Annotated in this window: 15 protein-coding genes and 1 tRNA gene; 8 read left to right on the forward strand and 8 right to left on the reverse strand. The window is 54.8% G+C overall.

Features of this window, described 5'->3' with window-relative positions:
* Positions 1-4: 4 nt before the first annotated feature.
* Positions 5-871, reverse strand: a complete 867-nt coding sequence (locus BSK21_RS09575; protein ID WP_074039014.1) for a MurR/RpiR family transcriptional regulator — start codon at positions 869-871, stop codon at positions 5-7.
* 182 nt (positions 872-1053) lie between these two features.
* On the opposite strand from BSK21_RS09575, the gene BSK21_RS09580 reads away from it, so the two are divergent.
* Entirely contained in the window at positions 1054-2190 is a 1137-nt protein-coding gene (locus BSK21_RS09580) for a P1 family peptidase (protein ID WP_067548365.1), read from the forward strand.
* Positions 2191-2344: 154 nt separating this feature from the next.
* Here the strand turns inward: BSK21_RS09580 and BSK21_RS09585 are convergent, their stop codons facing one another.
* Positions 2345-3223, reverse strand: a complete 879-nt coding sequence (locus BSK21_RS09585) for a LysR family transcriptional regulator (protein ID WP_067548368.1) — start codon at positions 3221-3223, stop codon at positions 2345-2347.
* 83 nt (positions 3224-3306) lie between these two features.
* Here BSK21_RS09585 and BSK21_RS09590 point away from each other — a divergent pair, with 83 nt between their 5' ends.
* The gene (locus tag BSK21_RS09590) at positions 3307-4101 is read left to right on the forward strand and encodes a phytanoyl-CoA dioxygenase family protein (RefSeq protein ID WP_067548371.1); all 795 of its coding nucleotides are present in this window, start codon (positions 3307-3309) and stop codon (positions 4099-4101) included.
* 173 nt (positions 4102-4274) lie between these two features.
* Here the strand turns inward: BSK21_RS09590 and BSK21_RS09595 are convergent, their stop codons facing one another.
* Together BSK21_RS09595 and BSK21_RS16175 are read right to left on the reverse strand one after the other, a co-directional pair.
* Positions 4275-5765, reverse strand: coding sequence for an ISL3 family transposase (locus BSK21_RS09595; protein WP_231924760.1), 1491 nt, complete (start codon positions 5763-5765; stop codon positions 4275-4277).
* Positions 5693-5857 carry a hypothetical protein gene (locus BSK21_RS16175; RefSeq protein WP_008335458.1) on the reverse strand — a complete coding sequence of 55 codons (165 nt, stop codon included), beginning with the start codon at positions 5855-5857 and terminating at the stop codon, positions 5693-5695. The genes BSK21_RS09595 and BSK21_RS16175 overlap by 73 nt, the downstream gene beginning before the upstream one ends.
* 400 nt (positions 5858-6257) lie before the next feature.
* On the opposite strand from BSK21_RS16175, the gene BSK21_RS09600 reads away from it, so the two are divergent.
* Together BSK21_RS09600 and BSK21_RS09605 are read left to right on the forward strand one after the other, a co-directional pair.
* Positions 6258-6527 carry a hypothetical protein gene (locus BSK21_RS09600; protein ID WP_156529543.1) on the forward strand — a complete coding sequence of 90 codons (270 nt, stop codon included), beginning with the start codon at positions 6258-6260 and terminating at the stop codon, positions 6525-6527.
* Between the two features lie 208 nt (positions 6528-6735).
* Positions 6736-7125: a thermonuclease family protein gene (locus BSK21_RS09605; protein ID WP_067548377.1), complete on the forward strand. Its 390-nt coding sequence runs from the start codon at positions 6736-6738 to the stop codon at positions 7123-7125.
* Here the strand turns inward: BSK21_RS09605 and BSK21_RS09610 are convergent.
* Together BSK21_RS09610 and BSK21_RS09615 are read right to left on the reverse strand one after the other, a co-directional pair.
* A complete protein-coding gene (locus BSK21_RS09610; RefSeq protein ID WP_074039015.1) occupies positions 7122-7880 on the reverse strand; it encodes a DUF5681 domain-containing protein in 759 nt (252 codons plus the stop codon). The genes BSK21_RS09605 and BSK21_RS09610 overlap by 4 nt on opposite strands.
* On the reverse strand, positions 7881-9173 hold the full coding sequence (locus BSK21_RS09615) for a DNA methyltransferase (protein WP_074039016.1): 1293 nt from the start codon (positions 9171-9173) through the stop codon (positions 7881-7883). It abuts the gene before it with no gap.
* A 442-nt stretch (positions 9174-9615) separates the two neighbouring features.
* On the opposite strand from BSK21_RS09615, the gene BSK21_RS09620 reads away from it, so the two are divergent.
* Both BSK21_RS09620 and BSK21_RS09625 read left to right on the forward strand, forming a co-directional pair.
* A complete protein-coding gene (locus BSK21_RS09620; protein ID WP_232230426.1) occupies positions 9616-9996 on the forward strand; it encodes a DUF2924 domain-containing protein in 381 nt (126 codons plus the stop codon).
* Positions 9997-11685, forward strand: a complete 1689-nt coding sequence (locus tag BSK21_RS09625; protein ID WP_067550937.1) for a recombinase family protein — start codon at positions 9997-9999, stop codon at positions 11683-11685.
* A gap of 62 nt (positions 11686-11747) precedes the next feature.
* Here BSK21_RS09625 and BSK21_RS16040 read toward each other — a convergent pair whose 3' ends face one another.
* Positions 11748-11942 carry a hypothetical protein gene (locus BSK21_RS16040; protein ID WP_198039370.1) on the reverse strand — a complete coding sequence of 65 codons (195 nt, stop codon included), beginning with the start codon at positions 11940-11942 and terminating at the stop codon, positions 11748-11750.
* A 106-nt stretch (positions 11943-12048) separates the two neighbouring features.
* Positions 12049-12138: transfer RNA gene (locus BSK21_RS09630), tRNA-Ser, on the reverse strand.
* A gap of 186 nt (positions 12139-12324) precedes the next feature.
* Here BSK21_RS09630 and BSK21_RS09635 point away from each other — a divergent pair.
* Together BSK21_RS09635 and BSK21_RS09640 are read left to right on the forward strand one after the other, a co-directional pair.
* Complete coding sequence (locus BSK21_RS09635) at positions 12325-13170, forward strand: SPOR domain-containing protein (RefSeq protein ID WP_067551620.1); 846 nt, start codon at positions 12325-12327, stop codon at positions 13168-13170.
* A 20-nt stretch (positions 13171-13190) separates the two neighbouring features.
* A complete protein-coding gene (locus BSK21_RS09640) occupies positions 13191-14369 on the forward strand; it encodes a D-alanyl-D-alanine carboxypeptidase family protein (protein ID WP_067550939.1) in 1179 nt (392 codons plus the stop codon).
* Positions 14370-14374: the final 5 nt, after the last annotated feature.

Below are 14374 nucleotides of genomic sequence, written 5' to 3' on the forward strand. Positions count from 1 at the left end.
CGGCTTACCTCGTGGTCCGGCTGAAGCGCGACTGGGCGGCCGCGACGGTCTCGATCGTATCGGCGGCCTGCTGGCCCAAGGCTCCGGCAACGTCATGTGTCAGCAGATTTGTCAGGATGCTGAGTGCCCCCTTGGAGCGGAAGACGAGGCCGGTGTTGGTCGTCGCCGACAGGACGTGCTGGCTGTATTTCAAGGCCCAATGGCAGGATTCATCACAGATCACGATCATGTCGATCCCGGCCTCAACTGACAGCCCGGCGAGGGTCTCTGCCTGTACACTGTAGGGGTAAGTATCAACGATCACCAGTGTTTTTTTCTCCGCCGGATCGGTGAAGAGCGCACCGTAGGCTTCGTCCTGCCCGTCGAGATAGGATACTCTCGGTCGCACGTTTTCGAGCATCGCCGCAAAGCCGATGGCGATGTGCCGGATGATCTGGAAGCTGGTCATATAGACCGCCTCGGAGGCGGCCAAAAGTTCGACGCACTGATGCCAGTTCGGATCGTTGCGCAACCCGTGCACTTGCTCAATGGCGGCGATCTCAAGCCGCAAGTTCTGGCTGGCCCATTCCTCCAACCGGCCGGACTGACCGTAGCGTTCGAGGCGCTGACCAAGGCTGCCCTCCTCCGACAGGGCAGTCAGGAATATTCGGCTTTGCTCGAACGACTTGGCTTCGGAAAAATCTCGGAAGCCGATCTTGCGGACAAATCGGCTGACCGTCATCGCGCTGACGCCGACCTTGGCGGCAAGAGAGGCATTGGTTTCGACCATCAGACCTTCGGGGTTGGTTTTCAGATAGTTCGCCAGCGACCGCTCTGCCTTCGAGAGGCTGGGCAAATGCTCCTGAATTCGTTGCGTTAGTGAGGCGCTCATCCGATTATCTTACTGCGTTGCTGATCTTCGGAGTTCCCGGTGGCCAAGGCCGTCCGAACCGTGACCCGCCGCAAACGCCTGTGCAATAACGGGGTATGTTATGTCTAACCATGTTATTCTTGTAACTAGAACTCTATGGCGTTACAAGCATAACCACAGGTTCTGGGGAGGAGCGGCGATCTATGGCAAGTACACACATGACTCGCTCGGGAAAACCTAGGGCTCGCGCACTGGGCTTGAACTTTGAGGGAAAACCAGGTCCACGCAACAACATCACGGATGTTGACGGTGTATCGGTTGGGTATTCCACGATCGTCGAGGGTGATGGCGCGCTGCGGATTGGTCATGGTCCCGTTCGAACCGGAGTAACTGCGATTCTACCGAGACGCCCCGAAAACCTTTCTATCCCGGTTTTCGCCGGCTACCACAATTTCAACGGCAATGGTGAAATGTCTGGCGCGCACTACCTCGACGAAGTCGGCCAATTGACCTTTCCAATCACCATTACCAACACCCATTCCTGCGGCGTCACCCGCGACGCCACGCTGAAATGGGCGAGCCGTGCGCATCCGGGCTCTCTGACTGACGCCTTTGGTTTGCCCGTTTCAGCGGAAACCTATGACGGGTTTCTCAATGACATCAACGGGTTTCATGTCACCGAAGATCATGTGTTCGAAGCCATCGAAACGGCTTCTTCCGGGGCTATCGAAGAAGGCAGCGTCGGCGGTGGGACGGGCATGAAGTGTTTTGGGTTCAAGGCTGGGTCCGGGAGCGCCTCGCGGGTGGTCCGCTATGGCGACGAAAGCCACATGGTTGGTGTTTTCGTCCAGGCGAATTTCGGCACGCGCGAGCATCTGACTATCTGCGGCATCAACATCGGTGCCGGGCTGACGGAACCCGCGATCGTGACGCACACACCGCCGACAGATCTGAGTTCGATCATCGTGGTGATTGCCACTGACGCGCCGCTGATGCCGCATCAGCTGAAACGCCTGTCGCGTCGCGCGACCTTGGGGATGGGGCGGCTTGGTACAATCGGAAACCACTCTTCAGGCGATCTTTTTCTCGCCTTCTCCACCGCAAACGAAGCAGCACTGGCGGCGAAGGAAGCCAGCGCGCAACGTGCGGCATTCATCCCGGACCCGCATCTCGACCAGCTTTTCGAAGCGGTGGTTCAAGGGGTTGAAGAGGCGATCATAAACAGCATGGTGGCCGCTGAAACAATGGTCGGACGCGACGGTAACACCGTCCCCGCCATCCCGCATAACGTCCTGCGGCAATTGGCCGATACCGCCGAACCGGCTCGGGCAGAGGAGTGATTTCGAGGGGAAGGCAGAGAAGATCGAGATGAGCGCCGAAGCTGTTGCTCCAACCCCGGTCGTGTACGGCTTGCAAAAGCGTTTCGGACAGCTCGAGGTTTTGAAGGGCATCTCGCTGACCGTCCGCGAAGGCGAGATCTGCGCAAAACGGACATCACACATGTTGTGCAACTGTCTCCAGGATTCCCCTGAACTGCGAGTCCTCTTCCCGCAAAGCCGACCAGAGTAGAATGATGCCGGCCGTTGCATTGGGCGTCGAAACAGGAATTGTCACCAATGGTTTCCCGTCATAGCTGACATTGCCTGGTGGGCGCGAGTAGCTGATGCCGACGCCGCTTCCATGCGCGGCCAGGGAGCGCATCATCTCCAAAGACGCCGCCCGATGGGCTACCTGGGGCAACAAGCGAAGCTCATCGAACAGGTTTCGCAAATACCCTTCCGACAAGTCTTCGCTGAAGAGGATAATCGGATGATCGACCAACTGTCCTAGATCGACAGAGCGTTGTTTCGCCAAGGGGTGATCGCACGAGAGAAATGCGACCGGGGCAACCTCTCGCAGTTTCTTGCGCCTAAATCTCCCTTCAAATCCGATGTCATAGGTTATCGCCACGTCCACGCGCCCCTCAGCGACATCGGATGCAAGGCCGGAAAAACGTCCCTCAAGGCATTGGAAGGTGATTGCAGGGAAGCGTGATTTCAGCTTTTCCATCACTGGCGCAAGATACCAAGGCGCGATGTCCTCGAAACAGCCCAACACAAAGGGGCGCGTTGTGTCGCGCCCCAACTCGATATCGCTCGCCATGCCAAGAAGCGCATGCGCTTTTTCCACGAACCGGTGCCCGAACGGCGTCACCATGATGCCGGCACCTTTGCGCCGGTCGAAGATCTTTCGTCCGATCCGTTCTTCCACGCGGGTAATCGCAACCGATAATGAGGGTTGCGAGACATGCAAACGGGCAGCTGCGTCGGTCAGGCTGCATGTTTCGGCAACCGTCACGATGTATTCGTACTGGCGTAGGGTAATGTATAGCATGAACCTATATATACTATGACTAGACATTATTGGGAATTAATTATGAGGGGATTTATATTACACTGAGACAGAGGAGAAACGCGATGCACCCACTCTTGACCCAAGACGACATTGACACTTTTCAGCGCGATGGAGTCGTCCTGATCAAAGGGCTTTTCAAGGACCATGTTGAGAAAATCCGCAAAGGAATCGAGCGCAACATGGCAGAGCCAGGCCCCTATGCTGCCGAAAATCTCAAGGAGGGCGAAGGTGGACGCTTTTTTGACGATTACTGCAACTGGACCCGTATCCCCGAGTTCGAAGATGCCATTCGCAATTCGCCAGCAGCCGAGGTGGCGGCGGATCTGATGCAGTCAAATAAGGTGCAGGTGTTTCACGATCATGTGCTGGTGAAAGAGCCTGGAACATCAAAACCGACGCCATGGCATCAGGACGGCCCCTATTACTTCGTTGGCGGAAAGCAGAATGTCAGCTTCTGGTCGCCGATGGATGTGGTTAAAGGGGCAAGCCTTCGGTGCGTTGCCGGCAGCCACGCCTGGGAAAAACCCGTTCTACCGACCCGTTGGCTCGCCGAAACCAACTTCTATCCCGACGAGGACACCTATATGCCGGTACCCGATCCGGATGCCGAGGGCATGGATGTCAGGGAATGGGAGATGGAGCCCGGTGACGCCGTCGCTTTCAACTACGACACCCTGCATGGTGCGCGCGGAAATACGACAGATGCGCGCCGCCGCGCGTTCTCATTGAGACTGGTTGGTGATGACGCCCGCTTTGTGGAGCGTCCCGGCCCGACCTCGCCTCCCTTTCCTGGCCACAACATGCAACCCGGACAAATGTTGAGAGAGGACTGGTTCCCGATCATCTATCAACGCTGATCTGCGGGAACGCAGAGGATCATTCGACAACTACTGTTCGCGGCCTCCTGATGGCATCAGGAGACCGCGAAAGTTCCACAACAACCGCGAAGTACAGAATAGCGGTCACTGGTGCCACTGCGGTGAGTTCTCGCTATGTCCCGGTGTCGCGTTGCCCTTAAATCGGCTCTGCCTCAATCTGTGTGGTGGAACGGTAGCATTCTCGCCCGCAACAATTCTGGACCGGCTCGGCCGTACATGGCGCGTTTGAGGGTCTTCAGGCGATTGATCTGACCTTCTGCTTGGCCGTTGCTCCAGGGCATCTCGATGGCGTTTTTGACGGCTTCGTAGTCCCGGTTCACTGTGCGGGCAAAGCGCACGATGGGCGCCAGGTCGGTTTCGATCGCGTCGTCGATCCATGCAGGGAGCGGGTCTGCCACGCGGCCGCGCAGGATACCATTGAACCGCATGGCGAGGCTGCGCATCGATACGAAGGCGGGAGAGCGGGTCTTGAGCGCATCGACTTTACGCGCCTGATCCGAGGTGAGCTTGCCGCGCGGTTTGATGCACAGCGCGGCCGCGATGACCGGGGAGATCGCGTGCCCCGTTTCCGGGTCCCGAACCGGCTCCAGGATCTTGTGTTCTACCTTGGGATCGCTCGCTTGCTGTTCGGCTCTGCGCCAACCCGCCAGCAGCCGCTGCAAATGCGACTGGCTCCCCTCGTAACCACGCTCTTGGATCAGACTGAAAAGGGCGCTGCCAGTTCGAATGCCCTCCTTCCAGCTTTGGCTCAGGAACTCTTCAAAATACCATGGCGAACTCGGCTTCAAAGCGGCCCGCCTGCGGTCCGGTGGTGTTTCGAACTGCAGCCATTTCGCGATGCTGCGACGCGGAAACCCTGTTCGCCGCCCGATCTCGCTGCAGGAAAGTCCCTGATTTCGGAGCGCATGGATGGTGGTGAAAATCTCTTCCCGGGACGTCCTGTGCGCAAGGCGGGACTTCAGAAGGCTTCCGGCTGCGGTGATGTTGTCGGCGTCGGACAGCAGCGCCCTGCCGGTGGCACGGCCGTGAAGGTTCATCTGTTCCTCAATGGCCTGCCGCAGGTTTTGCACGATATGGAACCGGTCGGCGACCTGCTTTGCCTGCGGTGCCCCTTGCCGGGCAGCCTTGGCGTAGAGACCGCACCGATCTCTGCTGATCACTTCCACCTCGGGGTGTCGCTTTAGCCAGTTGGTGCAGGTGACGACATCTCGATCCTCGAGGATGTCGATGACCACGCGACGCTCCAGATCCACGATGATCGTGCCGTAGGTTTGCGATTTCCGCCAGCTCCAATCGTCGATCCCGATGATTGTCGGCGCCTCGGTGGTGCCTTGAGCACACCTTTTCAGCTGCCTGAGCACCGTGTCATCGCTGACCCCAAGGCCCAAACGATGCAACAACCGCTCCGCAGGCCGTCCGCCTGTCGCATGCCCAAGATGGCCGACAATCTCCCCTACACGCGAAGTACGACGTGCAAATGGACGCGCAATCGAGCTGATCTGGTCCGAGAAAGTCCGGCGCGGGCAAGCAGGCGCCAAACATCGCCAACGGCAAACTGCGAGATCAACCGTTACCGCGTCTCCATGCGCGGGATAATCCTGCAGCCACCGACGCCGCCAGCCATGACGTCGGCGTGAATGCAATCCACAGTCTGGGCAAATGCCGTTGGGTGCCAAGACGCCAGATACAATCCACCCGCCGGATTCACTTCGTTCAACGCTTTGAACTGCAACATCGCTGCCCGGCGACCAGTGCTTCTTCGAACTCACAACTATCCCTCCTGAATTTTCCAGTTTCAGGATAGTTGCGCCACACAAAGTGAGGCAGAGCCTTTAAATATGAGACTTGACCCTGAATCGGACAACTCAAAATGCTGCATTGCAGCTATGCGTGCGCAGTATGCCTTTTTTTGCTTGGCCCTAAGCTTTTAAAATCCGAGCACCCCGCGTCATAAGATTGTGATACCATCCTGCCGAGTGGCTGTTGCTACTTCGCTTCGCCGCCTCCAGCTCTGGGGAGGGTGCTGTCGTAGGCAGCGAAGCAAAAATAAAGTTGTACCAAAAAGTCAAAAAATCTCTCGATCAATATCACTTTAAGATTGCCAGAATCGAATTCAATTTTAGTGTCAGCACGGCATGACAAGTATAACTTCGTCTTCAGAGATGTGGCAGGCTGTGCAGTACCGAGTGGTGCAGGACTTAACCAATGATAGCAATCATGCGTTTGAAGACTTTCGAACGGCGCAGCGCTGGGTGGGTGAGTATCCTTCAAAAGACTTCAAAGAAGTCTGTGCATTGGCAGGGATCGAACCTGATTTCTTACACCCTAAGCTGGTCAAAATGGGGCGAGCAACCGAAGCCAAGCACATGAGTAAAGCCAGAAAGCGCGCTATTGCAGCCGAATAGATAACAAGTGCTCTCAGCTCTGGACTCTTAAGATCGCTTTGATACCTTCTGATTTGTGTTCGATCCCACCCTTCCGAACACAAACAGCCACTCTCTCCCAGAATTGCTTCTATGCGTGGCGGCATCCCCATCGCGTCAGTGAACCCGCCACGCATAACACTTCTTAACTCGCCATAGGCAGAGACGCACAACACGGTTTTAGTTGAAAATGGCTAAACATATTTTCCTCATCGCAAGCTTGCTGAGTATCGTTTCGCCTTCTTCAGGCATTGCAGAGACCCCAAGTTTTTCCGCTGAGGTTAAGCGCATCACGGACGGCGATACATTTCGGGCGCACGATCTCGTGCCCGCTATCCGCATTTGGGGATTAGATGCCCCCGAAACAGATGAGGCTGGTGGGAGTGCTGCCACTCAAGCGCTCAGTGATCTCATCGAAGGTCAGATCCTGACGTGTCTTATCAAAGATGTGGATCGATACAGTCGCATCGTAGGACAATGTTTCCTAGAAAATGGATTGGACATTGCTGCAGAGATGATAAGATTGGGCGTGGCCTTTGAATATTGTCGCTATTCCGGAGGCTATTACGGCACCTGCTAGAATCCAAAGCAACTAGCTCTGTCAGGTTCAAACATCTTCACGGTTTTATCGAGTATTTCGAAGACCTTTTGCTCTCGCCTGATCCTGTCTTTCAGGTCATCCACAGCTGCCTGATTACCTTCTGCCATTGCCAATTTCATCGCGTCGTTCAGAAACTTTAGCTCGTCGATTTGTTCAGCTCTAATCAGCTTCGATCGCTTAAATATTTTGAGCTCTTCTTCCGAAACCGGACCATAAACTCTTGCCTCCCCAGTTCGCATGTTCAGGATAACATCATCCGGATGCGGCAGCACGGGAGGTAAATCCGTTAGGCCATGCTTTTCGCGCCGCTCAAGTTCCGCAGTTGCATCACGCTTGTAATCCAGAAGCGTCTCGAAATAATCGACGTGATCCTTTAGTTTTTTTGCCTCTGTACTGAGCAAGATTTCAGCAAAAAGCTTTTGTGATCTCGGTTCACCCTTCATGGCTTTTAAACCAATCGAACGCATGACCGCAGCTGCAGTTGAGATCGTTAAGATCTTATCACCCTCTTTGATTGGCACATCCCGATATGCTTCCTCGAAGATGATGTCATAAAATGGCTCATCATATGCAGGGCGAGGTTTGTTCTTAACGCCCTTCGGACGCCCCTTCGGATTGCCCGATTTGCCCTTTTGGAATTTCCCTGATGCGGGTGGTTTCGCATAGCCCACGTCATAGTTTGCGGCAGTATGCTTGAGACGATTGCTCAATTGCTTTTTGGTAAGCTTAGTCATCTAAGCCCCCTCAACACGAGACCAGCCACATAGGACCTGCTCTGCTTGTCGTTTTGTGGCAGCCTCCCAGCGCGCCAGGATTGTGTCGCAATAGAGGGGATCCAACTCGACGAGATAGGCGCATCGCCCCGTTTGTTCAGCGGCCATAAGCGTGGAGCCGGAGCCCCCGAAGGGATCGAGAACAATCTCTCCCCTGCTCGAAACATCCAGAATAGCGTCAGCGATCATCTCGACGGGCTTGACCGTTGGGTGCATCGCAAGCTCTTCACCACGCTGTGCGTGCAAAGAATTGATACCGCGGTATTCCCAAACATTGGTGCGGTAGCGGCCGTGTTCTCCGAGCCCAAAGTTGTTTTGGTGACGAGCCGTCCCTGTCTTGAAGGCAAAAATCAATTCATGACGTGATCGGTAGAAGCTGCCCATACCACCATTGTCCTTGACCCAGACTATGAGGTTCTTGAGCTCAGTATAAGCCTCCTGCCCCGCCTCCAACATCTCAGCCATGTGCCGCCAATCCATGCAGACGTAATGGATCGATCCTTCGACACTGAAAGACACCATGTTGTTGAAGGCCGATTTTAGAAACTCAGTGAATTCCCTCACCGACATCTCACCGGATGCCATAACAAACTCGCGGTGTTTGATCTGACCGGAGTTTCCAACATGTCCATCAATCGGAACATTGTAAGGTGGATCTGTGAACACCATAGCTGCGCGTTCACCACCCATAAGCTTCTCGAAAGTCGCGTGTTCCAACGCACTGCCACAGATGAGGCGATGCTTACCCAACTGCCATAAATCACCAAGGTTACACCTCCGAGGCGCTTTTTTGGGCAATTTATCGAGAGGATTGTCCTTAGTGATTTCCGTGTTCTGATCTAGCAGCAAACTGTCGATCTCAGGCATCTCAAAGCCCGTGATCGTAACATCGAAGTCGAGATCGAACTCTAGGAGAGCTTCGAGTTCCTCGGCTAAGATCACTTCATCCCAGCCTGCATTTAAGGCCAATTTGTTGTCGGCCAGAACGTAGGCTCGTTTCTGTTCGGGCGTCATATGATCCAAACAGACACAAGGGACCCGCTTTATGCCAATACTCTTTGCAGCTTCGACCCGAGCGTGTCCCGCGAGGATATGATGTTCTGCATCGATCAGAACTGGGTTGGTAAAGCCAAAGGTCTCGATGCTATCGGCAACTTGGCGGATTTGCTTCTTCGAGTGAGTACGTGCGTTCTTCTCCCAAGGTTTCAACTGGGAAACTGCAACGTACTCAATCTGCGAATTCGGTGTATCCATGCTAGACACTCCTTCAAGGAAGGTTGCGCAAAGTTTCTGGTCTCACGGCGCAGATTGCTGCGCCGTGAAGTGAAAATCAGCCTAGTCACGGGTCGGCTATCGAACTGCAAAAGAGGGAACCTGCGCGACCAGGCATCCACAACAATTACAGATGTGGAGGATATCAGAGGCCCCTTAAGATGACCTCAAAAGCGATATCTCGACGTTCTTCTCGTTGTCCGTTCTGTCCTGAACCAGGGTGCAGTAACGGGTGGTCTGAACGCATTTTCAAGTTACGAGAATCAGCAGGATGTGGTCAAGCGTCTGAGGCACATCTCCACCTAATTTCGTGTAATAACACTAGATATTGTGTTTAAATTCTCATCTGGACTTCCTTAGCGGAACGAGCGTGAGTGTGTCGTGACGCGATTTAGGGAGCGACACAGGTATGCGATGGACGGACGTGGAAACGCTCGGGCGCGAGGGGCTGATTGAAGTATGGGTGGAGGTGATTGGAACACCACCACCTAAGAAGATGAGCCAAGGATTTATGCGCAGCATCCTGGCCTATGATCTTCAGGCGCGGGAATATGGGGATCTCAAGCCAGGCGCCCTGAAGCGGATCAAGAATGCAGGACACGACGGACATCGATCGACCAATCGCGAACGAGGAGCCCTAAAGCCTGGCGGGCGGCTGATCCGAGATTGGAATGGAGTTAGCCATATCGTCGAAGTCACGGAGGCAGGGTTTGTTTGGCAAGGTCAAACCCACCGCTCATTGTCTGCCATAGCACGCGCCATAACCGGTACCCGCTGGTCTGGCCCTCGGTTCTTCGGTCTCTAGATGAGTGAGGGCAAACCAAAGACCCGCTGCGCGATCTACACGCGCAAATCCTCCGAGGCGGGGCTCGAGCAAGAGTTCAACTCACTTGATGCTCAATACGATGCCTGCGCCTCTTACATCGCGTCTCAAAAGCACGAAGGATGGAAACTCCTCAGCCAGCGATATGATGATGGTGGTATCTCAGGAGGCACGATGGAGCGCCCCGGATTACAGCGGCTCCTGAGTGACATTGATGCCGGTCTGATTGATATGGTCGTCATCTATAAGATCGACCGCCTGACACGCTCTCTCGCTGACTTCGCGCGCCTTGTAGAGCGCCTAGAGCAACGGGGGTGCTCGTTTGTCTCCGTAACACAGGCTTTCAATACGTCTACATCGATGGGTCGGTTGACCTTGAATGTACTGCTCTCCTTTGCACAATTCGAACGTGAGGTCACTGCAGAGCGCATTAGAGACAAGATCACCGCTTCCAAGAAGAAGGGCCTCTGGATGGGTGGGCTTGCACCCTTGGGGTACGACCCTCACCCAGACAAATTGATCCGGAGCTTGGTCATCAATGAGGTTGAAGCCAAAGACGTCCGAACGCTCTTTGATCTCTACCTGACCCACGGCAACCTCAGGCTGGTAGAAGAGCAGGCCAAGCGTCAGGGAATACGATCAAAGCAGAGGCAAGATACGAAGGGGCGGCATACAGGAGGAGCGCCACTGTCTCGCGGACAGATCCACCACATGCTGACCAATCCGATCTACAAGGGAGACATCCGACATACAGACAAAACATACCCAGGCCAGCATGAGGCCATCGTCTCGGCTCAGCTTTGGGAAAAGGTCCAAAACAAACTGCAAGAGGTCAGTGCAAAGGCACGGGGACGAGGAACACACCTGAATGCCTCTACGTTCCCCACGCATGGTATCCTGAAGGGCAAGCTCTTCGACGAGACCGGAGATCGGCTCACACCCAGCCACACGAAGAGCAAAGGGAAATACCACCGGTACTACGTCTCAAACCGGCTCATCTCCGGGGGTAAAGATCCATCGGCTTGGCGTATCCCTGCAGACCAACTCGAGCAGTGCGTTACATCAGCAATCGCAAACCAAATTGCCTCAACTGCAAACAACTTCACCCTCATTAAAAATCCAAATTCAGATGAGATCGAGAAGATAAAAGTCGCCTCGGAACACATTGTAAATAAATTAAATAATCGAAAAGATGATCTCATAACAAAGCTCGTAGAGAGAGCTACATTCAGCAAAGGCAAGCTTGATTTAGAACTCTCCGCGCATCACCTCAGCGCGGCCCTGAACATAGAAAAAAATCGGCTCTCGACACATCTGACCAGCTACACTGTTCCACTTACCCTTCGCAAACGAGGGGTCGAAGCAAAACTCATCGCGGGGGAACTTCAATCCAAGCCTGACCAAACTTTGTTGTCGGCTTTATCAAGAGCGGAAGGATGGATTGAGCAACTTAAGATGGGAACCATGATTGCAGAAATTGCGGCGGCCCAAAGCTGCAACGAAAGCTACATCCGTAAGCGTATCCAGCTCGCGTTTCTGTCGCCTGATCTTAAACTCGCAATCCTACAAGGACGTCAGCCAGTTGATCTGACGCTCGAAAAGCTGACCAGCACGACCATTCCTCGCTGCTGGTTGGAACAACGGAAACGCTACAAGCTCGACGCTCCCTGATATTCCCTGTTTTACCTGTTTAAATCCCTGTTATTAAAACCAAATTACCCTGATATTGAAATTTAAGTTCCCTGATAATTTGATAACAGGGAAATCGCATAAATTTTCAATGAATCTAAAGCGTTACAGGCATAAAAAGGCGCCGAAAGTTTCGTATTCTGGCCAAAAACAGACAAATTCCCTGTTAATTCCCTGTAAATACCAGAAACCGCACCGTGCTCTTTGCCCAACAGAGACTTCTGCGGAAGAACAGGCATATTGGCGGACTAAGGGCGTCTCTCAACAGAAATGCCCAAAATAACCCACGGAAAAACCGCAAGAATACAGCGCAAAACCGCCAGAGATTGGAATTTAGGGGGTGGGTGGCGGAAGCGGTGGGATTCGAACCCACGGTACGGTTCCCCGCACGCTAGTTTTCAAGACTAGAGCCTTAAACCACTCGGCCACACTTCCTGCGCCTGCCGTGACTAACGGCATGCTTTTGATTCTGGAAGCTAAAAACCAATGTTCGGAAAACCGCCGACCTATGGTGCTGAAGGCTTTAAAACGTGGTGGCGCAACGCTATGGTGTTCGCGACGAGAGCAGAACGCACTGAAACAAGTGCAGCGGCATATCCGCATAATGATAGGGGCAACATAATGTCGGGCAAAATTTCGTGGGTTGTGGCAGGCCTTCTTGCAACGACCGTTCTGGCAGGCTGTGACGGCAACGGCCAATTCCAATTCCCACAGTTGGGCGGCGCGGCCTCGACCGAGCAAGCAAGCCCAAGCGTGCAATTGGTTGAGCGCGACGTTGAAGCCCCCGAAGTGTTCCAAGTCACCGATAACGGTCTATGGGACGGGCGCCCGTCTTTGGGCGGTGTTTGGGTAGCGCATCCTGATGTGGTTGACCCAGAGCGGGTGATTATCCGCAACACGGAAAACGGCAAGTTCGTGATTGGCGCCCTGTTCCGACGCGAGCGCGAACAACCTGGCCCTGCGTTGCAAGTGTCCTCCGATACGGCTGCGGCATTGGGTATGCTGGCTGGTGCGCCTGCATCGCTGCAAGTGACAGCGCTTCGTCGCGAAGAAGCACCGGTTGAGGCCCCTGCTCCGATTTCGAACTTCGATGAAACTGCGATTGCAGGCGAAGAGGTCCAGACCACGTCACTGGACCCGATTGCGAATGCTGAGGCTGCTATTTCTGCGGCAGAAGCCGAACAAGTGGCGACAGCCGCTCCGGCGCCGCAAGCAGCGGTCGCGACGTCGGCCCTGACGAAACCCTATATTCAGATCGGTATCTTCTCGATCCAATCGAACGCAGACCGCACGGCTGAAATTTTGAATGGAAATGGCATCACCACGACCATCCTCGCCCAAGAAAGCCAAGGACGCCCCTTCTGGCGGGTCGTTGTTGGCCCCGCGCAGAGCTCGGCTGAACGGTCTGACCTTCTTTTGCGCGTGAAAGGCCTCGGATACTCTGACGCCTACGCTGTGACCAATTAAACGAAACGGATTGCTTTGAGATGATCATCCGCCTTTTGACAGCATGCCTTCTGGCCCTGACCGCAACGTTTGCCGCTGCGCAATCGTTCGAAACCAATGCCCGCGCCGCCTATGTCTATGACATGACGACAGGCACGGTCCTGTTGGAGAAGAATGCGGATACGCCATTGCCTCCGGCGTCGATGTCGAAACTGATGACGCTCTACCTCGCGTTTGAGGCCATCTCGGACGGACGGCTGTCGCCCGACGACGAACTGCTCGTGTCTGAACACGCGATGAGCTACCAAGGGTCGTCGATGTTTCTGCGCAGCGGCGAACGTGTCCGCGTCGAAGATCTGATCCGCGGCGTGATTATCCTGTCGGGCAACGACGCAAGCGCGGTTCTGGCGGAGAACCTGTCGCCCGATGGCACCGAGGCTGGCTTTGCCCGCATGATGACTTCGCGCGCCCAAGATTTGGGAATGATGCATTCCACCTTCGCCAACTCAAACGGCTGGCCTGATCCGAACCAGCGTATGTCAGTGCGAGACCTCGGCATACTCGCTCAACATCTGATCACCGATTTCCCGACCTACTACCCGATTTTCGCAGAGGAAGAGTTTCTCTTTGACGGTCGCGTTCCGTCAAACAGTCAGAACCGCAACCCGATCCTTGGCCTCGGCCTTGGCGCAGATGGCATGAAAACAGGCCACACCCAAGAAGCAGGCTATGGCCTTGTCGGCTCTGCCAAACAAGGTGACCGTCGCGTTGTCTTTGTGGTCACAGGGCTCGACAGTGCAGCCGCGCGTGCCGAAGAGGGGCAGCGCATCCTGAACTGGTCCTTTCGACAATTTGCCCAGAAAAATGTGATCGAAACAGGCACCCGCGTCGCGGAAGCCAGCGTATGGATGGGTCAAGCACCGACCGTAGGACTGACCGTTGCCGAAGACGTGTCGATGCTCGTGCCGATCCTGAGCGGCGATAGCATTGACGGTGAGGTTGTTTTCAACGCTCCTATTGAGGCTCCTATTGCCGCTGGCCAAACCTTGGGCGAACTGATCATTCGCTTTGATGATCTTCCAGAGCGTCGCATCCCGCTGGTCGCTGAAGCTGACGTTCCAGTCGGTGGATTTGCGATCCGTATGCGGACCGCCGTGATGGTTCTGTTGGACAAAGTCATGAGCAATGCCGATATGGCTACGACAGACGACAATGCCTGAGGCGA

It is taken from the genome of Marivivens sp. JLT3646 (assembly GCF_001908835.1).
Taxonomy (GTDB): Bacteria; Pseudomonadota; Alphaproteobacteria; order Rhodobacterales; family Rhodobacteraceae; genus Marivivens; species Marivivens geojensis.